The organism is Poriferisphaera sp. WC338, assembly GCF_050931845.1.
Classification (GTDB): Bacteria; Planctomycetota; Phycisphaerae; order Phycisphaerales; family Phycisphaeraceae; genus Poriferisphaera.
In genome coordinates, this window is record NZ_CP194516.1 from 950,789 (window position 1) to 972,360 (window position 21,572).

General features: G+C 48.6%; 18 protein-coding genes and 2 tRNA genes. 11 read left to right on the forward strand and 9 right to left on the reverse strand.

Annotated features, from left to right (window positions below; all coding sequences use genetic code 11):
• Positions 1-223 precede the first annotated feature (223 nt).
• Together ACQ6WK_RS03815 and ACQ6WK_RS03820 are read left to right on the forward strand one after the other, a co-directional pair.
• A complete protein-coding gene (locus ACQ6WK_RS03815; RefSeq protein WP_432799420.1) occupies positions 224-1,264 on the forward strand; it encodes an endonuclease/exonuclease/phosphatase family protein in 1,041 nt (346 codons plus the stop codon).
• Positions 1,265-1,427: 163 nt separating this feature from the next.
• On the forward strand, positions 1,428-2,723 hold the full coding sequence (locus ACQ6WK_RS03820; protein ID WP_432799421.1) for a glycosyltransferase: 1,296 nt from the start codon (positions 1,428-1,430) through the stop codon (positions 2,721-2,723).
• Between the two features lie 12 nt (positions 2,724-2,735).
• Here the strand turns inward: ACQ6WK_RS03820 and hscB are convergent, their stop codons facing one another.
• The gene (hscB, locus tag ACQ6WK_RS03825; RefSeq protein ID WP_432799422.1) at positions 2,736-3,257 is read right to left on the reverse strand and encodes a Fe-S protein assembly co-chaperone HscB; all 522 of its coding nucleotides are present in this window, start codon (positions 3,255-3,257) and stop codon (positions 2,736-2,738) included.
• Positions 3,258-3,407: 150 nt separating this feature from the next.
• Here hscB and ACQ6WK_RS03830 point away from each other — a divergent pair, with 150 nt between their 5' ends.
• The 3 genes from ACQ6WK_RS03830 (at position 3,408) to ACQ6WK_RS03840 (ending at position 5,533) form a co-directional block, all read left to right on the forward strand.
• Positions 3,408-4,028 (forward strand): hypothetical protein, encoded by a 621-nt coding sequence (locus tag ACQ6WK_RS03830; protein WP_432799423.1) that lies wholly within the window; start codon positions 3,408-3,410, stop codon positions 4,026-4,028.
• A 133-nt stretch (positions 4,029-4,161) separates the two neighbouring features.
• Positions 4,162-4,245, forward strand: a tRNA-Leu gene (locus tag ACQ6WK_RS03835).
• Between the two features lie 343 nt (positions 4,246-4,588).
• The gene (locus ACQ6WK_RS03840; RefSeq protein ID WP_432799424.1) at positions 4,589-5,533 is read left to right on the forward strand and encodes a dihydrodipicolinate synthase family protein; all 945 of its coding nucleotides are present in this window, start codon (positions 4,589-4,591) and stop codon (positions 5,531-5,533) included.
• Positions 5,534-5,573: 40 nt separating this feature from the next.
• Here ACQ6WK_RS03840 and ACQ6WK_RS03845 read toward each other — a convergent pair whose 3' ends face one another.
• Entirely contained in the window at positions 5,574-6,782 is a 1,209-nt protein-coding gene (locus ACQ6WK_RS03845) for a hypothetical protein (RefSeq protein WP_432799425.1), read from the reverse strand.
• A gap of 445 nt (positions 6,783-7,227) precedes the next feature.
• On the opposite strand from ACQ6WK_RS03845, the gene ACQ6WK_RS03850 reads away from it, so the two are divergent.
• Positions 7,228-8,316, forward strand: a complete 1,089-nt coding sequence (locus tag ACQ6WK_RS03850; protein WP_432799426.1) for a uroporphyrinogen decarboxylase family protein — start codon at positions 7,228-7,230, stop codon at positions 8,314-8,316.
• Between the two features lie 32 nt (positions 8,317-8,348).
• Here the strand turns inward: ACQ6WK_RS03850 and ACQ6WK_RS03855 are convergent.
• Positions 8,349-8,435, reverse strand: a tRNA-Ser gene (locus ACQ6WK_RS03855).
• A gap of 81 nt (positions 8,436-8,516) precedes the next feature.
• Here ACQ6WK_RS03855 and truB point away from each other — a divergent pair.
• On the forward strand, positions 8,517-9,263 hold the full coding sequence (gene truB / locus ACQ6WK_RS03860) for a tRNA pseudouridine(55) synthase TruB (RefSeq protein ID WP_432799427.1): 747 nt from the start codon (positions 8,517-8,519) through the stop codon (positions 9,261-9,263).
• A gap of 134 nt (positions 9,264-9,397) precedes the next feature.
• On the opposite strand, the gene ACQ6WK_RS03865 is transcribed toward truB, so the two are convergent.
• The 3 genes from ACQ6WK_RS03865 to queA form a co-directional block, all read right to left on the reverse strand.
• The gene (locus ACQ6WK_RS03865) at positions 9,398-10,081 is read right to left on the reverse strand and encodes a hypothetical protein (RefSeq protein WP_432799428.1); all 684 of its coding nucleotides are present in this window, start codon (positions 10,079-10,081) and stop codon (positions 9,398-9,400) included.
• Between the two features lie 168 nt (positions 10,082-10,249).
• Positions 10,250-11,335, reverse strand: coding sequence for a twin-arginine translocase subunit TatC (gene tatC, locus ACQ6WK_RS03870; RefSeq protein ID WP_432799429.1), 1,086 nt, complete (start codon positions 11,333-11,335; stop codon positions 10,250-10,252).
• Between the two features lie 56 nt (positions 11,336-11,391).
• A complete protein-coding gene (gene queA / locus ACQ6WK_RS03875; protein WP_432799430.1) occupies positions 11,392-12,501 on the reverse strand; it encodes a tRNA preQ1(34) S-adenosylmethionine ribosyltransferase-isomerase QueA in 1,110 nt (369 codons plus the stop codon).
• Between the two features lie 189 nt (positions 12,502-12,690).
• Here queA and ACQ6WK_RS03880 point away from each other — a divergent pair, with 189 nt between their 5' ends.
• On the forward strand, positions 12,691-13,614 hold the full coding sequence (locus ACQ6WK_RS03880; RefSeq protein WP_432799431.1) for a glycerophosphodiester phosphodiesterase family protein: 924 nt from the start codon (positions 12,691-12,693) through the stop codon (positions 13,612-13,614).
• Between the two features lie 77 nt (positions 13,615-13,691).
• Here ACQ6WK_RS03880 and ACQ6WK_RS03885 read toward each other — a convergent pair whose 3' ends face one another.
• Together ACQ6WK_RS03885 and ACQ6WK_RS03890 are read right to left on the reverse strand one after the other, a co-directional pair.
• Positions 13,692-14,567, reverse strand: coding sequence for a type II secretion system protein (locus ACQ6WK_RS03885; protein ID WP_432799432.1), 876 nt, complete (start codon positions 14,565-14,567; stop codon positions 13,692-13,694).
• A 449-nt stretch (positions 14,568-15,016) separates the two neighbouring features.
• Entirely contained in the window at positions 15,017-16,621 is a 1,605-nt protein-coding gene (locus tag ACQ6WK_RS03890) for a calcineurin-like phosphoesterase C-terminal domain-containing protein (RefSeq protein WP_432799433.1), read from the reverse strand.
• A 677-nt stretch (positions 16,622-17,298) separates the two neighbouring features.
• On the opposite strand from ACQ6WK_RS03890, the gene ACQ6WK_RS03895 reads away from it, so the two are divergent.
• The 3 genes from ACQ6WK_RS03895 to ACQ6WK_RS03905 all read left to right on the forward strand — a co-directional run bounded on the left by ACQ6WK_RS03895 (position 17,299) and on the right by ACQ6WK_RS03905 (position 20,900).
• Positions 17,299-17,505: a hypothetical protein gene (locus tag ACQ6WK_RS03895; protein WP_432799434.1), complete on the forward strand. Its 207-nt coding sequence runs from the start codon at positions 17,299-17,301 to the stop codon at positions 17,503-17,505.
• A gap of 96 nt (positions 17,506-17,601) precedes the next feature.
• Positions 17,602-18,201, forward strand: coding sequence for a hypothetical protein (locus ACQ6WK_RS03900; protein ID WP_432799435.1), 600 nt, complete (start codon positions 17,602-17,604; stop codon positions 18,199-18,201).
• A gap of 341 nt (positions 18,202-18,542) precedes the next feature.
• Positions 18,543-20,900 carry a nitric-oxide reductase large subunit gene (locus ACQ6WK_RS03905; protein WP_432799436.1) on the forward strand — a complete coding sequence of 786 codons (2,358 nt, stop codon included), beginning with the start codon at positions 18,543-18,545 and terminating at the stop codon, positions 20,898-20,900.
• A gap of 29 nt (positions 20,901-20,929) precedes the next feature.
• On the opposite strand, the gene ACQ6WK_RS03910 is transcribed toward ACQ6WK_RS03905, so the two are convergent.
• Positions 20,930-21,502, reverse strand: coding sequence for a hypothetical protein (locus ACQ6WK_RS03910; RefSeq protein WP_432799437.1), 573 nt, complete (start codon positions 21,500-21,502; stop codon positions 20,930-20,932).
• Positions 21,503-21,572: the final 70 nt, after the last annotated feature.

The following is a 21,572-nucleotide window of genomic DNA, read 5'->3' on the forward strand; positions in this document are numbered from 1 at the left end:
ATAAATATGAAAGAATGCACATGCCCGGCAATGACCGGGTTTTTATGTGCGCTACTGATCTATTGCATCTGAAATAATCCTTATATTGCTCGTTTTTTTTGCCTTCAACACAATGCTCATCATTTGGCGACTATTCGATGAGAGAGCTCTGATATTTATATCCTCGCAAGGCCAGACAAGGGAGTTCGGCCGTGACAACATTCGTAAGCGAGGATCGAAAGAGATGATTCAAACAACCATCCGTATGCGCCTTCTTCTTGGAGCGTTTCTACTACTCACCGTGCTCATGCCATCATTGGTTTCTGCGCAGGACTTTGTCCGTATTGCCACCTATAACCAATTGCACGGGCCAAGCGGAACCACTGAAGTCAACAACTTCAAGACCATCGTGCAGGGCATGGCGAATGAGAATGTTGGCGGCCGCAGCAAAACGCTCGATGTGATCGCGGTGCAGGAGACCAATTCTTCTTCACTGGCCAATGCACGAAATGCACTGAATCAACTTTATGGAGCTGGCACATACAACACGTTCATGGCTTCTTATGGTACAGGGATCTGGAACGGTTTTCTCTATAACACCAAGACCATGAACCTGCTCGGTACCAAGACGGTGAGTGGCCCAACACGTGGCGTGGCGCGTCTTCATCTTCAGGCAAAATCCAACACAGCAGAGGATTTTTATATCTACTCTGCTCACTTGAAAGCAGGTAGTGGTGGCTCGGATCAATCGAAACGCTTTACGGAAGTAAACCAAATCCGTAGTGATGCTGATGCGCTTGGTCAAGGTGAGAATGTCATTTTCACCGGCGATATGAACATCTATCGTTCTTCAGAGTCAGCTTACCAGAAGTTTCTTTCAGGCGGCAACGGTCAAGCATTCGATCCAATCAATCGTCCTGGCAACTGGCATGACAATTCATCCTTCAAAGACATCCATACGCAAGACCCTTCAGGTTCGCTCGGCGGGATGGATGACCGTTTTGACTTCCAACTTGTCTCGGGTGAGTTGTTGGATAACGTCGGCATGGATTACATCCAGGGTTCATATCACGCATTTGGTAATACCGGCCTGCATAACCTGAACGGTAATATCACTTCTGGTCCTGCTCCGAATAACACGATCACGAACGCGCTCCAAGCATATTCCGATCACCTTCCTGTGGTGGCTGACTACGTCATCCCAACCGTGCCTGAACCAACTTCCGTTCTAATGATCGTATCAACGGGCTCATTGCTCATGATGCGTCGTAAGAAAGCGGCATAAATCTAAGCCGAAACAACCATCGTTGATGATGAAAAATGAAATAGATTTGTAGAGCCTCTCTCTCATGCCCGGCCACCCTCAGCCGGGCTTTTTCATTGACATGTGGATGATGTGTGCGTCACAATATCTGCCTGAATGAACTTTCCGACAGGGGTTACCGCCTATGAATATCTTTATATTGACCATTGGTACACGTGGCGACGTCCAGCCGTTTATCGCGTTAGCTCTTGAGCTCAAATCTGCGGGGCATCATCCAACGATCTGCACATGTGAAAGTTTTCGATCCATGATCGAGATGCATGGTATTGCTTATGGTTTCATTAATGATGATTTTATGCAGTTGATTAATTCGGAAGCTGGGCGAGAAGTGATGGAGGACGCGACGAATCTTTATCAGATGTTTAAGGTTTTTCGAAAGATGGGGAAGATTGCTAAGCCGCTCCAGAAAGCAGCCATTGCGGACAGTTGGCGATCAATGCAGGAAGCGAAGCCAGATCTGGTTGTAGCGCACCCCAAAGCTTTTTATGCATCGCATTTTGCTGAAAAGTTAATGGTACCGGTGGTGATGGCGATGTTGCAGCCGATGTATGTACCGACGAAAGACTTCCCGATGATTTTGTTTCCGGAATCACAATGGCTTCGACCATTTAATCGGTTGACACATAAGATTGTTACTACCGTAACATCACTTGCGACTGCTAAGTATGTGAATACATGGCGTGTGAAAAATCAGATGCCGCCGATATCGCGCAGAGCGGATCTGCTTCACACGACCAGCGGCCGGCCGATTCCTGTTTTGCACGCATTCAGCAAGCATCTGGTTCCTAAGCCTGCTGATTGGCCGCGGCATGCTCATGTCATCGGCTTTTGGTTCTTAGATCAAGCGACATCGTTTCAACCTTCGGAGGAACTTGCGCAGTTTTTAGAGAGTGGCCCACCGCCGGTTTACATCGGTTTTGGCAGTATGTCTGGACGAAATCCTAAACGCCTAACACAGATTGCAGTGGATGCGGTTTTGCAAACACATCAGCGCGGGATCATCGCGACAGGGTGGGGCGGCTTAGACCCGAAGGAGCTGCCACGAAGTATGATGAAGATTGATCATGCCCCACATGATTGGCTTTTTCAGCGGGTGGCGGCTGTGGTACATCATGGCGGGGCAGGTTCGACGGCGGCGGGTTTACGTGCAGGCAAGCCAACAGTGATTTGTCCGTTTTTTGCAGATCAGCCGTTCTGGGGACGACGTGTATCGGATTATGGCGCAGGGCCACAACCGATCCCGCAGAAGAAATTGACTTCAAACAATCTTGCCGCTGCGATTCATCAGGCTGTAACAGATCCTAAAATACGAGAAGCTGCTGAGCTGATCGGTCAGAAGATTCAAGTAGAAGACGGTTTGAGTAATGCAGCTCGACTGATTGAAAAGTATGCGCAGCAATTTGTATCAGTCGGGAAATGACAAGAGGTAGAGTTAGTTGGTGGGTGGAGGCATTTGTTCGATCATACGTTCGATGTAGCGTAGGCCGTTAAGATGGAGGCGGATCTGCTTAGCGGTTGCATCGTCTAATCGGTTGTTAGACGCTTTGGCGAAGAGTGGTCCGATCAAGCTTAGATATTCATCGCGTTCTTCATTGGCCCATTGTCGAAGTTTGTTGAGTGTTGATTCATTTTTCGCTGCAATAGCTTCTTCCATCTCTTCACGGATTTCCATCATCTCCATCAGTAGTGTGGGCGGGAGGCTGTTGTCGGCTTCTTTGGATGGGCCGCCCAAAACGGTCAGCAAGATGTTGGCACGTTCTTCTGGGTCTTTGAGGGCGTGATAGGCGGTATTAATGGCGGCGGATCGTTCGGCAGCCTCAATCTGCTCAATCGGATCAATAAACTTATCTGGGTGGTTTTCAGCGGAGAGTGCGATGAACTTACGCTGCAGCTCATTTTGATTGATATTGAATTGCTTGGCGATGCCCAGCACGCTGTATGGATCTTGGTTCATCTCCTTATCCTACTCATTGAGCTGTATTTACGCATCTGGATATTGGCTGTTGACAGGATTGTTTTGAAATCTCATGATGGGTGGTGTTCCATCAGCGGGACGTTGCCTGGTGGGATACTTTTTAAACTTCCTTTTTTGACGGGGCAAATCATGACAAATGTTGCGAATCGTTACTGGTCGATTTTGATGCTTTTAGCCATGGCATTGATCCTTGGTGGTTGCAGTACCTATCAGGTTCAGGCCATGCCGCAAATATCGCCCAAAGCAGCGCCGGCTTCGACATCCGCTTACGAGGTGGACTTTGGTGCCAAGCCGTATGTGACAGAAACTGAGGCAAAAGCGGTATTCAATTATGACATGATGAGTAAGGGGGTGATGCCTGTTTTTGTTGCGGTTGAGAATCATGCGGATCAGGATATTGAGATTCTGCGTGCACGTTTTGAATTGCAAACTGGTAGTGGAGTCAAATTGTTGCCGGTGCTGCCTGTGGTTGCTTCAACGATGCATGGGCGGAATGCGATGGCGGAGGCATTTTGGTATTTTGGCATTTTCTCCTATGACAATGCCAACAAGTACAATGAAGCACTGAAACGCGATTGGGCAGAAAAGGCTTGGCCGGAGGTTAGCATTATTCGCTCAGGTCATACCAAATCAGGCTTTTTGTATTTCAAGGTGGGTGAAAACTATAAGCACAGCAAATCGATTTTGAGCGTGCCATTTGAGATCGACGGTTTTGCGGATCGGAAAGAAGTGAAGCTTTTCATGCAATAGGTTAAACGGCAGATCATCTTTGTTGATGATCGATCAGTTTCGATACGTGGATAGGATGGCGATCTAACGCATATGGCGTTCGACCTTGTGGCATCTCTGTGATACACTTTTCGTTTCCAACTTCCCCTCCGATGCGGGTGTGGCGAAATTGGCAGACGCGCCAGATTTAGGTTCTGGTGGGGTAATTCCCGTGTAGGTTCGAGTCCTATCACCCGCACTTCGCCCGGCATTAGCCGGGTTTTTTTGTGCGCGCCTAGTGCAAAACTCAACAATTGGTATATAATTGATATATTAGAGTTGCTGTCGGTTTGTAAGCTCGACTGTAACTTGTTGTTTTGCAACACATGGTTAGCGTGCAAGTGTAATTGAATAAACGGGTTACACGGAAATTCATGTAGCTGATATGTATAAGTTGCAAAATATGATTGGTTTCATAGTTGTAACGGCCAGTTAATCAGCTTTCAATAGTGCCCATGTAAGCTGACTTGGCGCAAATGGTTTCGCCATAAGACCTTTATAGTTGACTTCGTTGATCGCTTTGGCGGTTGGGAGATGGTGTGTTGAAAGATTCAATAGGATTACCCGGTGGTGTTTGGCCTGTTTTGGTGACACCCTATGATGAGCAGCTGCGGATTGATTATGACGCATTTAGGAGGATGGTTGACTGGTATTTGGAGCAAGGTGTGGATGGGATGTTCGCCAGCTGTTTGTCCAGTGAATCATACGATCTTTCCTCAGAAGAACGCATGCAGCTAACGCAGGTGGTATTGGATCGTGTGAATGGGCGTGTGCCGGTGGTGGTGGGTGCGATGGGGTGGGCGGATCCTACTGAGCGCATTGAGGCGATTAAATCAATGCATGCTATGGGGGCGGATGCGGTCATTATGGCTGCTAGTGAGTTGGTAGCTGAGCATGAATCAGACGAAAAACTTGAACAGGTGTTGATGGCGATTGTTCAGGAAGCAGACGGCATTGATTTGGGTTTGTATGAATGTCCGAAGCCGTATCATCGGCTGCTTGGTTTACCTTTGATTGGGACGTTGGCGAAAACAAATCGTTTCGTGTTTATGAAAGACACGTGTTGTGACATTGATATTTTTAAAGAACGGCTCGAAGTTGTAGAAGGTACACGATTAGAGTTGTATAACGCGCATTCACCGATCATGCTTGACGCGATCAAGCTAGGTAGTAAGCGGTTCAATGGAATAGGTGCAGATGTTGTGCCGCAACTCTATGCACAACTATTTGAGCAGAGCGAAATTGATCTTGAAAACGCAGAGATGATTCAAGCATTTCTTAATGATCAGCCAATTCAATTTCACTACAAGCACCCCCTGACGGTAAAAGCATGCCTCAATGCGATGGGGATTACCATGCAAGTTAACAGCCGGTATCGTTCGGAAGCACTTAGTGAGAATGATCAAGTGATGATTCGTAAGCTTGTGTTAGATGTGTCGGATTTCTATGAAACGCTGTCATCAAAAACTACATCTTCAGCTTCATGATAAAGTACGCAACACAGTTCACGTGGAAGAGATCGCTATGTTATCCTAGGATTTTTTGCCATCTGTCGAGATTCCATTTTACTTTATCTTCTGTGCTCATCTGATCGAAATCTGCGTTTATTTGTTGTGAATTTTTCTGAGGTTCAGATTGACGATTTGATTGCGATTGCGCCAATCCACCTTTATTTGTAGAGGTTTTGCCATAGCTGCTATGGCGTGATGAGGATTGAAGGTCATCTTCCAGTTTGCGGTAGGGCTGAATATTCATTTTCTTCAGCATGTTATGGTATGAGCGAACTGCGTCGGCAGGGTCATTCAACTCGCCATCGGCGATCCATCGCAGATGTTGGATGAAGCTGAGTTGGTGTTCGGAATGATTGATCATACGGCCATAGAGTGCAACGCGTGCCCCGTATTTTCTGGCTTCCCAAAGTTGGTGAAATGCATCGAAGGTTGTGCCGGATGATCCGCCGAGGATTCCCACGATCAGGCTGCGGTCATACGAAGCGATCGCTTCCATGGCGGCAGGCCCATGGTAGGCAATTTTGAGAAAGATCGGCCGCTCTTTACCAGCGACACCCGCGAGCGTACGGACGATACTGTCGTTGATGAAGCGCCCAAGGTCTTCAACTGGACGCTGTAGCGCGTTGGGATCAAAGACTTCAAGGAAATGTCGAAATCCTTTTAATTCAGCTTCAGATCTGAAATCGCTATAAGCCGAAAGCGTGCGAGCATCTAATTCGGTGTCGTTATTGAATGTGACTGAGTATAGACCGAGATCTGCGCCGCGCTTGCGTTCTTCAGGATTGCATTGAACTTTGCCGCACATGGCATGATCGATGGTTGCGCTGCGAAATGGGACTGATGGTTGCTCGGGATAGGCGCCGCCTTGAGCGAGCCAAATATCTGTCGTGTCGTTAGCGCGGATTGCGGGGGTGACATGCGAGTCATCAAAGAGGCGATCTTTAATTGTCAATATATCGTTCGTGCTTGAACTCATGAGCATGATATCGACCAGCCCTTGAGCTACATTTTCGTGGATAATTTGGCGGTAGGCATCTAGCGTGCGGAAGCGTCCTTCTTGAGCGTGATGCTCGGGGCTTTTGCCGGGCGCGGCTAGGCCGGCAGCCATATCTGCGTCCTTGGCATCGGCGATGATAAAGTCTTTGCAAGATGGATCGGTCAATATACGAGCCAGTTTTTCATCTAAGTTTTTTGTTGCCACCTGCGTGACCTTTCGATCATTCATGTTGAAACAGTATCGCATGGAAGGCGATAGGAGGGTCAGTAGATTGATTTTACAGTATCAATGACACATTATGAACAAAAGTGAACATAAAACAACAAATTATGCCAAAAGATGTCGCTGGGGTGTCAGGAGGAGGTACTGGAAATTGATGCTTAACTGTTTACTGAAAACGGTTTAAGTTTATAAATCTAATCTTTGGGTTCATGCAATATTAGATCGGTGTTGTGTGACAGATCTGTTGAAATCTTAAAGAGTGGGCAGGCATCCTTTTTGGAGCATTCTGCATCATGGGTTAGGGTGCGCGAAAGCACAAAAATGCAATAATTGCATACAATTTTACCAAGACCGTGATAAGCGTTAGGTTTATGCTGTGTTTGATCATGGCATATGTTGTAAATGTGTGCGCTTTGATTTAGCTAAGCCAAATGTGCAAAGGATTGGAATGATGAATAGTAAAGAGCGTGTGATGTGTGCGATCAATCTTGAAGAGCCTGATCGTGTTCCGATGACTTTGCACGGTACTACTTGGGTGCAGCAGCGGCTTTGCCGAGATCTTGATTGTCATAGCCATAAAGAGCTAATGTTGAAACTACGCAGTGATATTGTGGATATTCGTGGTGTGGTGGATCCAACATATGTGGGGCCGGGAGAAGCGAACGAAGAGATTAGTCCGGGTGTTTTTAGGAATTACTTGGGTTGGGAACTGCGGGAGTATGAAACGGAGTTTGGCATCGAAGCCGATTATGATGGATTTATTTTGCAGGATGCTGCGAGTATTGAAGAGGCGGCAGAACGATTTGAATGGCCGAAGGTAGATTGGTTTGATTTTAGCGGCTTTGCTGAGCGTCTAGATGCGTGGCAGGAATTTGCCGTGATGGTGAGTAGTTGTAGTGTTTTCCAGCATTGTACTTACTTGCGTCATATGGAACAGTTCATGCTGGATTTGGCGATGGATCAGGCAATGGCTGAATATCTGATGGACGGTTATACCGATTTTTATCTGGCATATTTCGACAAGATGTTTACCGAAGTGAAGGGGCGAATTGACATTCTGCGGTGTGCGGACGACTTGGCCAGCCAACGATCACTCATGATCAGTCCAGAGATGTTTCGATCACTGGTAGCACCGCGACTGAAGAAGTTGATTGACTTGGCCCATAGTCACGGCGTGAAATTTTTCTTTCACTCTTGCGGGGCACTTACGCCGCTGATTGATGATCTGATTGGACTGGGGATTGATATTCTTGATCCACTGCAGGCTGCGGCGGAGGGGATGGAGCCTGAGATATTAAAAGCGCGTTTTGGTGATCGGGTCTGCTTGCATGGTTCGATCTGCACACAGTATTTACTGCCCAACGGCACACCGGAGGAAGTGGCAGTGGAAACAAAACGCCGGATTGATCTCCTTGCTCCGGATGGTGGATTTATTTTGGCGCCGTGTCACGTGTTGCAGAATGATGTCTCGACCGCCAATGTGATGGCCCTTTCTGACACGGGGTATCATTACGGGCAACAGGTGATGGCGGGGCACTAAAAAACCCCTCACAAATGCAAGGGGTGCGTAAGCGGAGAGGGAGGGATTCGAACCCTCGAGGGGATTGCTCCCCCACACGAATTCCAATCGTGCGCCTTAAACCGCTCAGCCACCTCTCCTTGGGGATAAAATCTCGTCAAGCGATTTCAGATCAGATATCCTATTGGTTTTCACGGATTTGTAAAGAGAACCACCCCGTTGTGAATAGCATAACCCCGCCATCTGATAAGCTTTGCGGCCTGATTACCGTTGACAAACCTCTGCACCGGACCTCTATGGACGTGGTTCATCGGGTTCGGCAAGCGATGCCACGCATCGTCGTCACCGGCAAGAACGGCAATCTCAAAGAAAAGTGGACGAAAGTCGGGCATGCAGGCACATTGGATCCTCTCGCGACGGGGTTGGTGATCTGTCTCGTCGGTAAGGCGACCAAGCATGTGAATGACTTCATGGATGAGCCGAAGCAGTATGTGACCACGATTGATCTGTCGGCTTTTACAACGACAGATGATCTTGAAGGTGAACGTGAGGAGATCAATATTAATGGCGATCCACCGTCTATCCGTGAGATAGAATCCGCATTGGTGAAGTTGACGGGCGATGTGATGCAGACGCCGCCGATTTATTCTGCGGTGCATGTTGGGGGAAGGCGGGCGTATAAGCTGGCGCGTCAAGGGGAGACGCCGGTGTTAAAGCCGCGCATTGTGCATATCGAAAAGATGGCTGTGATGGATTATGCGTATCCGATGTTGTCGCTGAAGATTAATTGCGGGAAGGGGACGTATATCCGTTCGATCGCGCGGGATCTTGGGAAACTGCTTGGGACGGGTGGGCACTTGGCGAAGCTGCGGCGAACGCGAATTGGCGAATATCATGTGGATGAGGCGCAGCCGATTGAGAGGTTTGAGCAGCCGGTTGTGCAAGCGGATTTGATTCGGCTGGATTGATTGTTGAGTGTGGTTTTGTGTGTGGAAAGATGAGATCAATTTAGATAGAAAATAAAAACCCCGATCGAGATGATCGGGGTTTTTATGATTCATTGTAGATCATGGTCTATTTGTTGAATAGATATCTCGTGCCGTTATGCTTTACGGCGACGTGTAGCGAGGGCAGCGAGGCCGAGGATGCCGATGGGCAATGCAGCGGGGGTTGGAACGGTAGGGGTACTATTTACTGTGAAGTTGATCGTTAAAGTAGGTGGTGTGTATTGGAAGTACTTTGCACTTTCAGTGGTACGGATGCCGACTTGATGGCCAACGTCAGTACCGATCTGTACCAAGCCAACATAATCGCTCAACGTCCAAGCAGAATTGATCGCATCAACATCTAAAGCCACAGTATGCTCGCCCAGTCCACCAACTGTTTGCTCCCACAATGCGAGATATGAAAGCTGGGATGCATCACTTGCTGAGATAGCACCATCGCCGGCATATGCGTAAAGTGAGAATTCTGCGTCGTTTTGATTATCGTAGGTCAAGATACCTGCTTGAAAGCGAAAGCTAACGCTTTGGATTTGAGCGTTGTCTGGCAGGATGGAGAAGTCGAACTCCATAAAGCCTCGGCTGTCTTTAGGTGTATACGGAGGATCAAGTTTTTGTGAAAGCATGGTCCAGTCCGTTGAATCAATAGTCGGTGTCGTATCACTTAGATTGATTTCGGCATCAAAAATCGGTGTTACACTCACAGATGCTGCATTTGCAGTACTGTTCAAGCCAAGTGCCAGTGTACCGAAACCACACAACAATAATGTTTTGACTTTGCCCATCGGAAATCTCCTCGGATGATTCAAATCGAAATGCCCCGGCTACTTCCCGGATAGATGCTTGCAGTATATTGCGGATGTTATGACTCCGCAATCAGGCTGTGTAAAAAGTATGTGAAGGGTTCGGGCTGAAAATTGCCTAACTTAACAGGGGTTTGGCGCAAGTGGATGTTAATCATCGGCGGGTTGGCGCTCGGTTATCTTCATCAGGAACAAGCCAAATTCAAAGAGCAGGTAGAGTGGCATGCCGAGGAGCAGCATGCTGAAAATGTCCGTTGGGGTTAGGACTGCACCAGCGACAAAACAGGCAAAAAACGCATACTTTCGCATCTTGGCAACCATGCGCCAATCAATCAACTGCGTCCAGCCAATGACCAGCATGATCACCGGCAATTGGAAGCCGGCGACGACGCCCAACCCCATCATGGTTGCAAACGAGATGAATTGCCCCGCATCGGGCAGGGGCGTGATCACACGTGAGGTGGTGAAGGCGATCGATTGAATCTCATTGCCGAGCGCGATCTTGAGGCGGCGCTGCGGTGCGTTGATCCAGATGGACCCGGTGGGCGCATCGGTTGGGTCTTCTTGCAAGACCGGAAACTGCTTGAGTGGTTCGGTGGTGGCAAGGTTTTCAGTTGTCGTATTGTTTTCCGTGTTGGCCCCTTCACTTCCGAGGGCGGAGGCATCTAACTGTTGGTTAGACGTGAGAGCGGTACTGGGTACGAGCAGGTCGATCATGAAGTTGCGGGAATCGGGATTGATCTGTGGGTAGGAGGCGGTGAAACCAATAAAAAAGACAAGGCACGTGGGGAGCAGGATGTAGTATGTGAAGAGGACCCCGAGGGTGGTCATGGTGAGGCTGAAAGGGGCAAGGATGTGGGCGATTTTCTTTTCATGATCATAGAGGCCTTTGGAGACGAACTGCCAGAGTTGCCAAACGATCCACGGGGAGGCGAGGATGAGTGCGGAGATGAGGGTGACTTTGATGTAGACGGACATGAAGCCGGCGGTGGGATCGGTGGTGATGATTTCAGGGGAGTGCCCGAGAGCAACTTGGGCCTGGATGAGTGGGAGGAGGATCCATCCGATGATGGAAGTGCCGTAGTAGCAGGTGATGAGCAAGATAATGACGATGCCGATGATGGATCGGATGAGGTTTGATCGGAGTTCTTCGAGGTGTTCGCCGAAGGTCATGCGGAGTTCTTCGGCGCGCTGTTCGATGGGTGTTTGTGGCTCGGGGGGTTGATCCAGTGGCATGTTGGGATTGTAACCTGTTTGGGCGGGAGAGACGATTGTGTAGATGTTGCGAGGGCTTAGATGATGAGCATAGCGTCGCCGTAGGAATAGAAACGGTAGTCGTGGTCGATGGCGGTTTGGTACCAGTTTTTGAGATTAGATAGCCCGACGTTCGGAAGTGCGGCGACCAATGCAAGTAGGGTTGAGTTGGGCAGGTGGAAATTGGTCAACAGTGAATCGGTGAAACGAAAGGTGTGTCCGGATTGCGGGGTGATGAAGAGACTGGTGTCGGTGCTGTATGTTTGATTGGTCTCAAGTGGCGGGATGGTGTCGGGAAAAGTGGCAGGGAGGGATTCGAGGGCGCGGACTGTGGTGGTGCCGACAGGGAAGACACGATTACCAGCAGCGTGTGCGGCTTGAATGTCTTCTAATGCTTGCCGGGTGATGGAGAAGGATTCGGTGTGGATGTCGTGGTCTTCGAGGTTTTCGGACCGGACGGGCGCGAAGGTGCCCATGCCGATGTTTAGGGTGACTTGTGTGCGTTTGATGTTTTGTTGTTCGAGGGTGGCGAGGAGTTCGGGGGTGAAGTGGAGTCCTGCGGTGGGCGCGGCGACGGAGCCGGGGTTTTGCGCGTAGACCGTGTTGTAGCGGGTTTTGTCGTAGTCGGTGACTTCGGGTTGATGGTGATGTTTGCGGGCGCGGCGGATGTAGGGAGGCAGGGGGGTTGTGCCGATTTGCTGAAGGAGTGTTACGGTTGGTGTGTTGTTATCTGATTCGTATAAGGCTTCCCACTCACCTCCCGTACCGGAAGGGGCGGTTTTGTGTAACAGCTTTAAACGGGCATTTTCAGTAAGCGTAATGATCTCATTGGGTTGGAGTTTGCCGCGCGATTGGATGAGCGTGATCCAGTTACCGGTTTGGGATGGCTGCAGGTACAGGCCAGAGACATGTCCACCGGTTGCGGTGCGCGTACCAGTCCAGTGAGCCATGAGGACTTGAGTTTGGTTGACGATCATCAGATCGTTGGGCTTGAGGAAGCCGAGGTCGGGTAGGTCGCGGACATGATGATGTGCGATGGATTGATTGGCGCGATTGATGACCATAAGTTTGGCGCTATCACGCGGCTCGGCAGGCTGGGTCGCGATCAATTCGTCGGGGAGATCAAAATGGAGTTCATGGGTAAGCATGGGTTGATGGGGTTCATAGGTTGATGGTTGGTCATGGGATCGTGCCGGGAGGAGGAATTGTAGCGGATTGGGCCGTATGCAGCATCTAATGTATAGCTGGTGAAGGATTGCTGTTCGGATTGAAGAGGCGTGGTATGCTGTAAGCGTTCGTTTTTAGAAAACATGAGACCATTTGATGTGGGAGGTTCTATGGGCCAGCAACGAAGTGATTTGTTGTTTGTATTGATACTGATTGTGTTGGGTATGGGGTTGCCACATGAGCAGGTAGTTGCCAAGGAGACTGATCGTGTCGATCTGATCCGTGCTTATTTGTTGGATGCCAACAAAGGCGGTTGTTTGGTGGTGGCGCACCGCGGGCATCATAAGGATTGGCCAGAGAATTCGGTGAGATCTATTGAAGCTGCTGCAGAGGCTGGGATACATATGGTCGAGCTTGACGTGCGTCAAACAGCAGACGGCGAATATGTGCTGATGCACGATAAGACCGTGGATCGCACGACTAATGGCAAGGGCGAGTTGGCCAAGATGACCTATGCAGCGCTTAGGCGTTTGCAGCTGAAGCATGCTGAAAGGCCGACAGGGTTGGTCATACCGCGGTATGCCGAGGCGCTGGCGGCGGCGCGTGGTAAGGTCATGATCAATGTGGATCTGAAGTCTGGTAGCTTGCGGGATGTGGTTGAGATTGCACGGAAAATGGGCGTGCTGGACCATTGTTTGTTCAAGGCGAATTATAAGGATGTGGCTGATGAGGAAATGACTTGGCTACAAGCGCAGGAAGGCGTAGTGTTCATGCCGATCGTTTATAGCTTGGATGAGGCACAGGAGGCAGCAGGCGATGGACAGTTCAAGGCGATTGAGGTTGTGGTGAAAGGTAGTACCCGCGGTGGATTTACCGAAGGGGTGATTCGTAGATTTCAAGCGAAGGGGGTGCGCGTATGGATCAATACGCTGTGGAATGGACGGCTATTTGCGGGGATGGGAGATGAGCAAGCAGTGCGCAAGCCAAGCAAGGTGTATTCGAAGCTAGCGCATGATGGTGTTGGGATGATCCAGACAGACTTGCCGGAGCTTGCGATTAAGACAATGCGCGAAGATGGCGTGCTTGTGCCGTAGTAATGCAATTAACAAAGCGCCTAATCAATGGTTAGACGCTTTGTTGAATTAGATATATTGCAATTGTATATGAAATTTCAGCGGTCCCAGACGCCATGATCATCGATAGTCGGATCGAGTAAGCCGGTTGTGCTGCCTGTAGTCGTGGTTTCGCCTAGTGCATCGGGATCATAAGGGTTCATCAAGTCTAAGGGTGAAAAAGCTTCTGCGTGTCCATCAGTATAAGCAATATTCATAGATTTTTTGGCGTGCCTGGGGAAGGGTATTCCGGCCCATGCAAAAGATTGTGCAAACGTAAGGTAATCTACGGCAAGGTAGTTTCCTGGGCTTGTATGTAATGCATTTTCAGTGAATGCACCGCCGTTTCTAGCGGTATCGACAAAGAGTAGTGTGTCAGAGGGGCTTAAGATTTGATGGATTTGTGCAGGTTTGTTTTTTAGATTATTGCTACTCTCATATCGGAGGCTTGTGAGAATGTGATAATGGTTTGCACCATAGCCTGTGGCATTAGATCGATATGCGTTTTTATATTGCAAATGATTGCCCCCGAAAACTCTTTCCGCTTCATCACGATATGAATCGAACACTTCTTCAAGTTTTTCGTCTGCAGGACATCTAAATAGATCATTGGGTAAGTCGCTGTGATAAGTAAGCCATGCACTCCAGTATAAGGGTTTTCTAATGCCAATTAAGTTATTAAGGTATGCGCCACTGGTTCGAGCGATAACAAACGAGCCTTGGTAATCAACAATATACGCGTGATGTGCTGTGAGGATTTGGCGCTGGTTGCTGAGGCATGTGGCAGACCTGGCGGTATCTCTCGCTGCGCCTAGAGCGGGAAGGAGTATGCCCACAAGCAATGCAATGATAGAGATAACTACAAGTAGTTCAATGAGCGTGAAGGCCTTGCCGGAGCGCTCCGAATATGCTGTGCAAACATATTTCGATGACATGCTATACATCCTTTCAGATTGGTGATGAGTGAAGTAATGCAGTGTTTTGATGTGAAATGCAGAGATGCATGTTTTTGTGACAGCCTGTTAATGATCAAGAAGATGTCATGAATCAATGATAGGTTTTATATCATCAAACTAATGCGAGAGTGTTGTGGACACAATAAGGGCATGTACCTAGGCCGCTTTGATTTGTGGCAGCTGATGGGGTGAGAAGGATCGTTTTGCATCGAGATCATTATGATACGAATTGAGGAGGTTTATAGAAACCATGCTAGTAGCGTGGGCGAGTCTGTTTCGGGTTTACTGCATTGCCTGTATTTATTTAATAGAGGAGTAGCGCGTGTTGTTGGTTATGGCTGACGGGTAGATCGATGCAGTTGCTGAAGATCTTTAATAGCCAGTGATTATGTGTTTAATGCACCATTGGTGATGCATCAGTTGTATTTTTAGCGCGTGCTCGGGCTGATGAGTTTTGTGCCGATGGGAGTGATGTTGAAGGTACGGGATGCAATATCGGTTTGGCCGAACATGTCGGTGGTTTTAATTTGCAGGAGATAGGTGCCTGGCATGAGGTTGGAGGGAATTTTGAAGGCGGCGTGATGATCAGTTTTGGTTTCGAGGGAAATTGGGCCGTCACCCGGGAAGTGTCCATCTTTGTAACGTTGGAGGCGATCGCGGTGGTAAGGATCAATGTGCTTGATGGGTTTGGTAGGGAGCCAATCAGTGTAGTGGCGGATACGTGCGATGGTGGTGCTTTTAGATGAGCCTCCATAGATGTTGATGTAGGCGGTTTGATCTTTGAGTTGATCGAGGGGGATACTGTCAGCGAGATAGATGGACATCTGATCGGATTCAGGGCGGCGGATGTTGCGGAGGCGAAGGGTGTAGGTGTTGTCTGTGACGGAGAGGATGTTGTAAGCGTTGGGGGAGCCGTCACGTTGTGCGGCAGAGGGCAAACCAAATTCATCGCGTACACCGCCCCACCATGCGCCACAGATGGTGGACGCGATCAGGTGATGGTGTTCGGGGGACGCGGCACCGGCCCAGCCGTTTGAGGAGTCATAAAAATCGTGTTCTTGGAAGTGTCGGTGTGCTGAAGCGGAGAACGTGTGCGGATAATCTTTGATGAGGCTGAGCAGCGCGAGACGAGATTTCTTCGTCATGTTAGTGAGCGGGATGTGCATGAGCGGGATGACGAGTGTGTTCTTGGACACGTTCTTCAGGTCGTTTTTGATAAAGGTAAGTTGATCTTTGGAGAGTTCGCCGCGGTATTTTTTAGTTTCTTCGCCGAGGTATTTGATGTTGTCAATGACGATGTAGTGCGTGTTGGCCCAGTTAAATGAATAGGTGGGTGGGCCGAAGTGGCGAAGCCACGTTTCCATGGAGAGCGCATCGTCGGGGACATCAAAATTCACGTCGTGGTTGCCGGGGACGTTGTACCAAGGTATTTGAAGCTGCGCGATGGAAGTTTTGTATTGCTCGAAGGCGGCCAAGTTATTCGAGACGACATCTCCGAGGGTTACGCCGAAGGAGGCGTTGGTGTTGTCGATGAGTGGTTCGATGGTGTCGTGTCGCATCCAAGTGGTCGCGCGATAATCCGGGACTTGTGTGTCGCCGAAGAGCAGGGCGGTGTAATTGGGTGATTCGTTTTGTTTGTAGAGCGGAAAGTTTAGCGGTTTGCCTGTGAGGTCGGAGGGTTTGTGGCCACGGAATTCCAGATGTTTGGGTGAACCTACGGGGCGATTGACATAGTAGAACTGCGGGATGAAATCCTGACTGAGTGGTGATTGATAGCCAGCAGGTTTGATGAGGAATACGGTGTCGTGTTTTTCTGCGAGCGGTAAGCTGTAGTTGCCTTGTGCATCGGTGGGAACGATATCAATGCCGTTGGAGACAAAAGCATTGGGGAATCGCTGGTCGGTTGGGTCGAGTTGCTGGTTGTTGTTGAGATCAACAAAGACGGTGCCGGTGACAGTCTGCTCTGCGGCAGAGATGCTGATCGTAAAGAGTGACGATAAACAGGCGGCAAGGAGAGCGTCTTTGATTTTCATGTTGGTATTCATCAAGTTTGGAGTATGAGAAAAAAGTATTGTAATGACTTTGTGAAGTTCGTACGGCCAATATAATTGTGAAAAGTGGGTGATTGGTGTGTAGTTATGAAAAAAGCCTGGGCGACAAGCGCCCAAGCTAAGGGAAGGGAAACAAATTAAATCCGAATTTAGTTGAATGAGGGTGAGTCGGTATCTTTCAGGGGTGGAGGGACACGGGGCAGGGTTTGGAGGATTGCGGAGAAAAGAACAGCTATCAGCAGAGATACATGTCTGAACATAATAGCGGACGTAGGTGCTGACGCTGATAGGGGTGTTCAGATCGTTAATGGGGGTTATATACGGATGGTATTATGGGACTATTATATCGAGAAATGCATTGAGGTGTTGTGATTTATTGCTTGTGGGGGCAATGATTTTTGCGTAAGTGGTGATGAAGGCGGGAGCGATGTGTGTGGTGATGGGTACAAAAATCCATCATTGGGTTGAAAAATGGGGCGGGGCATGGACAATGCACAGGCCAGATCTTTCTTATGTTCGGATGCTGCAAGTATTTCCAGATTTGTACGAATGAAATTTGTGAGCGGGGGGATTGAATGTTATGACTGAAAGGACGTGGGGTGATTTGTAGAGAGACGCCACGAGATGGATTTGATTTATATGGAGAAGACCGTCGTCGGATGATCCGGGAGACGGAAATTTTTCTGAATGCAGCGTTAGGTTCAGGCCAAGGCAAGGCACATAAGATCCATGGGATACCGCAGATTCCAAGGCGGCGTGTGTGTGAGGGTGGCTTTGCGAAGCTCCTTAAGCAACGTGGTGCACAGAAGGCGATTGAGAAATGGTGGGATGATGCATTGGGGTTATTGGGCAATATGATGTCATAGCCGAAGATGGTGGGTATGCCGTGTGGAGCGTAACGGGCGCTCTATTAAGATGTACGGTACTGAATGAGCAATTTGTGATTGAAACAGGGTTAGATAATGTCAGTTAAAACAGTGATTAGTGGTGGTTACCGGGCGAGGCTTGGCGTGATTGGTTTGGTGTTGATCGGCTTCGGTATTTATTGCCTTTATGATGGGTTCATCGCTTATCCGGAAAAGCAACGGATGCAGATCGCGTTTGCGGAACTGAAGAAAGATAGCCCGGATGACTGGGCGGAGAAGTGGCGGGTAATGTCTGCGGAAAACGGTTGGTCTGAAGCGCAGCCGGAAGCGCCGATGAGTGATCTATCGATTTACACGCAGTTTATTATGGCGGGGATTACCTTGCCGTTTGGTTTGTATTTTGGCGGCTTATTCTTACTGTCAGGTGGACGGTTTGTAGAGGCGGATGAGAAGGGGATTCGATCGAATAAGGTTTCAGATGTGTCATGGGATGATGTGAAGAGTGTGGACAGTTCGCGTTGGCAAAGCAAGGGGATTGCCGTCGTGCATTATGAGAGAGCAAGCGGTGCGGGTGTGGTCACGCTAGACGATTGGAAGTTTGAGCGTGAGCCGACACAAGAGATTTATTCGATGGTTGCGAACCATCTTGGGGTTAATGTTGATGAAGAAGATGTGGAAGAAGAGGGTGAAGTTTAAAAAGAATTATAAGAGATAAATAATCTAATCAAGAGATAGATGATAGCAGCCGCTTCTGTGGGAAGCGGCTGTTTTATTTATATGAATCTTGGCTAGGCGAGATAGAGTCTTATTTAACTTTAATTTGAAATCAATAGTTTTATGGAAAACGATAGGGTTGGTTCGTATTGTGATTGATATTTCTATGTATCAGGTGAGTTGTAAATTGTATTTTACAGATTGTTTACGTGTGATAATTATCCAAGAGAATGTTGTGTGGCCGACAAAATGTACATTCAACGGTTTTGATTTTTCAAATCGCAGCGACACTCATAAGTTTGAAAACGAGAGGTGTGGGTAATATGCGCTATGTTAAATTATGGATCGCTTTTGGTTTGGTTATTCTGCTGTCTTTTTGTGTTTTGATATTTTATGGATTAGAGATTTACAGAGAAGCGCCACCGGTTCCTAAGGCGATTGTGACCGCACAGGGTGATGTACTTGCAACGGAGTCGGAGATCAAAGATGGGCAAAATGTTTGGCAATCGATTGGTGGGCAGGAGTTAGGCAGTATTTGGGGGCATGGCGCGTATTTGGCACCGGATTGGACTGCGGATTTGCTGCATCGCGAGAGTATTTATCTGTTGAATTTGTGGGCGACAGAGCAGTATGGCAAGCCGTTTAGTGAGATTGATGACTCTCAGCGTGCAGTACTGCTTACGAAGTTGAAGACGGAACTTCGCAAGAACACCTATAACCCGGAAACTGGAGAGATCACGATTAGTGCGGATCGCGCGAAAACGTATCACGCGTTGGCGGGTTACTATGCGGCGTTGTTTGGAGATGCGGAAGAATTTCCGTCAGATGTAAGGTTTTTAGCGGATGATAATCGTACGCCTCCAGAATTGCGGGATGCTTATGCGATTCCAGCGAATACGATCAAGTCGGATGAGCGGCAGAAGATGATGTATGCGTTTTTCTTCTGGGCGACGTGGGCGTGTACGACGGAGCGGCCTCAGCTGGTGAATGAAGAAGTTGGGGGGATTAGCCAAGATGGATACCTACCAACGCAGCCGATTACGTATACCAATAATTGGCCTGCGGAGCCACTGATTGGTAACCGGCCAACAGGTGAAATTATTGTTTGGTCGGTGCTGAGTTTTGTCTTGCTTTTAGCGGGGATTGGGACGTTGTCATGGTATTATGCGGTGCTGAAACATCGGAAGGATGATGAGCATGTGCCTCCGAAGCATGACCCACTACTGGCGATGAATCCAACACCTTCGATGAAGGCAACGCTGAAGTATTTTTGGATTGTCGTTGTGCTATTGTTGGTGCAGATGTTGATGGGGGCGGTGACGGCGCATTATGGGGTAGAAGGTGAAGGGTTTTACAATATTCCGCTTGCGAAGTGGTTGCCTTACTCGGTGACGCGGACGTGGCATACGCAGTTAGGAATTTTTTGGATAGCAACGGCATGGTTGGCGACAGGTTTGTTTATTGCGCCAGCGGTGTCGGGGCATGAGCCAAAATTTCAACGGCTAGGTGTCAATTTTTTGTTTGTGTGTCTGGTGATTATTGTTGCGGGGACATTATTCGGAACGTGGTATGCGACACGGCAGCAGATGAGTTTGGAAATGAATTTCTGGTTTGGTCATCAAGGATATGAATATGTTGATTTGGGACGATTCTGGCAACTGTTTTTGCTTGTAGGCTTGTTCTTATGGTTGTTGTTGATGATAAGGGCGATATGGCCGGCGTTTAAGCAGCCGGGGCAGCAGAAGCAATTGTTGGGCATGTTTTTGATAGCATCGGCGGCTATTGCGATCTTTTATGGCGCGGGGATTATGTGGGATCGTCAGACAAATTTAGCGGTGGCAGAGTACTGGCGGTGGTGGGTGGTGCATCTTTGGGTTGAAGGATTCTTTGAAGTGTTTGCGACAGTTGTAATTGCATTTTTGTTTACACGGATGGGATTGTTGCGCACGGCAACCGCATCTGCTGCGGTCATTTTTTCTTGCACGATTTTTTTGACAGGTGGAATCATCGGGACGTTCCATCACTTGTACTTCACGGGTACACCGACGGCTGTTCTTGCGTTAGGCGCGTTGTTTAGTGCGTTGGAAATTGTACCTTTGGTTTTGATTGGTGCGGAGGCGTATGAGAGTCTGACATTGAGCCGGGCTGCACCGTGGGTGAAGCAGTATAAGTGGCCTATCTATTTCTTTATCGCGGTGGCGTTTTGGAATTTGGTGGGTGCAGGATTGTTTGGGTTCTTGATCAATCCGCCGATTGCACTGTATTACATGCAGGGACTTAATACGACATCCGTTCATGGTCATACAGCATTGTTTGGTGTGTATGGATTATTGGGAATGGGATTGACGTTGTTCTGCGTGAAGGGATTGGGGACGCGGAAGATTTGGCGAACAGGGGCGCTGTCGTTTGGGTTTTGGACGATTAATGGAGGGTTGGCGTTAATGGTGCTGATTTCGTTGCTGCCTGTAGGTTTAATGCAAACATGGGCGAGTGTGACGCATGGATTGTGGTATGCGAGAAGTGCGGAGTTCTTACAGTCAGATTTAATGGATACGCTTCGTTGGTTACGGATTGTGGGTGATACAATTTTTGCGATTGGTATTCTGTCGTTTGCGTGGTTTATCTTTGGCTTGAAATTTGGTTGGTCTACGAGAGGAGATCGAGAGGATGTGATTGCATAATAGTGCGGAATTGCATCATGCGGCAGAATTCAATCTTTAAATGTGGATCGTCCATTGCGTGGTAGAGATAGATCCGGTGCGTCGGTGAAGTCAGGGACGTGATGTTGGATCGCGCGGATGTTATAGGCGCGAAGGATGGGATGGCGGCTATCTTCTTCCTGGATGGTGATGTGGAGATAGTGTGGGCGGAGGTTGTAGTGTAGTGGTTGATCGAGCGAGACTTGCCTGAGGATGAGACTGAGTGCGACATGTGCTGGGACGTTGTGCAGGTTGAGTGAGATGGGGATATCTGTTTCAAGGCCGTAGTCGATGAAACGTTTCCAGTTGAGGTAAATGGGAATGCCGGTTTGTTTGGCCCAATAGCGGACGGCTTCTTTTGCAGGGGTTTCGTTGAATTGAATATGTGAGATCGGCGCGTTGAGCTTGTGGGTAAGGGCGCGGTAACGGCGGATGGATTGATCTTGTTGTTTGCAGCGGAGCTGTTGACGCTTTAAGCGCATATTGGCGATTCGCTCGTCTAGCGTTTGCGCGGAGAGGTATGTGGAGGATGCGAAGGGTAGTATGAATGCGATGAGGATGATGAAGTGGTTGTGCCATTTCATGATTTTTTGCCCACGGTGGCGAATGATATGAAACGATCTCATTTTAATTGTAAAACAAAGGTGGTCTGAC

Excerpts from the sequence above, each read along its gene's own strand:
- ACQ6WK_RS03815 (WP_432799420.1), top strand. The coding sequence starts at position 224 with ATGATTCAAACAACCATCCGTATGCGCCTTCTTCTTGGAGCGTTTCTA.
- ACQ6WK_RS03820 (WP_432799421.1), top strand. The coding sequence starts at position 1,428 with ATGAATATCTTTATATTGACCATTGGTACACGTGGCGACGTCCAGCCG.
- hscB (WP_432799422.1), bottom strand. The coding sequence starts at position 3,257 with ATGAACCAAGATCCATACAGCGTGCTGGGCATCGCCAAGCAATTCAAT.
- ACQ6WK_RS03830 (WP_432799423.1), top strand. The coding sequence starts at position 3,408 with ATGACAAATGTTGCGAATCGTTACTGGTCGATTTTGATGCTTTTAGCC.
- ACQ6WK_RS03845 (WP_432799425.1), bottom strand. The coding sequence starts at position 6,782 with ATGAATGATCGAAAGGTCACGCAGGTGGCAACAAAAAACTTAGATGAA.
- ACQ6WK_RS03850 (WP_432799426.1), top strand. The coding sequence starts at position 7,228 with ATGAATAGTAAAGAGCGTGTGATGTGTGCGATCAATCTTGAAGAGCCT.
- ACQ6WK_RS03865 (WP_432799428.1), bottom strand. The coding sequence starts at position 10,081 with ATGGGCAAAGTCAAAACATTATTGTTGTGTGGTTTCGGTACACTGGCA.
- tatC (WP_432799429.1), bottom strand. The coding sequence starts at position 11,335 with ATGCCACTGGATCAACCCCCCGAGCCACAAACACCCATCGAACAGCGC.
- queA (WP_432799430.1), bottom strand. The coding sequence starts at position 12,501 with ATGCTTACCCATGAACTCCATTTTGATCTCCCCGACGAATTGATCGCG.
- ACQ6WK_RS03880 (WP_432799431.1), top strand. The coding sequence starts at position 12,691 with ATGGGCCAGCAACGAAGTGATTTGTTGTTTGTATTGATACTGATTGTG.
- ACQ6WK_RS03885 (WP_432799432.1), bottom strand. The coding sequence starts at position 14,567 with ATGTCATCGAAATATGTTTGCACAGCATATTCGGAGCGCTCCGGCAAG.
- ACQ6WK_RS03890 (WP_432799433.1), bottom strand. The coding sequence starts at position 16,621 with ATGAAAATCAAAGACGCTCTCCTTGCCGCCTGTTTATCGTCACTCTTT.
- ACQ6WK_RS03895 (WP_432799434.1), top strand. The coding sequence starts at position 17,299 with ATGATCCGGGAGACGGAAATTTTTCTGAATGCAGCGTTAGGTTCAGGC.
- ACQ6WK_RS03900 (WP_432799435.1), top strand. The coding sequence starts at position 17,602 with ATGTCAGTTAAAACAGTGATTAGTGGTGGTTACCGGGCGAGGCTTGGC.
- ACQ6WK_RS03905 (WP_432799436.1), top strand. The coding sequence starts at position 18,543 with ATGCGCTATGTTAAATTATGGATCGCTTTTGGTTTGGTTATTCTGCTG.
- ACQ6WK_RS03910 (WP_432799437.1), bottom strand. The coding sequence starts at position 21,502 with ATGAAATGGCACAACCACTTCATCATCCTCATCGCATTCATACTACCC.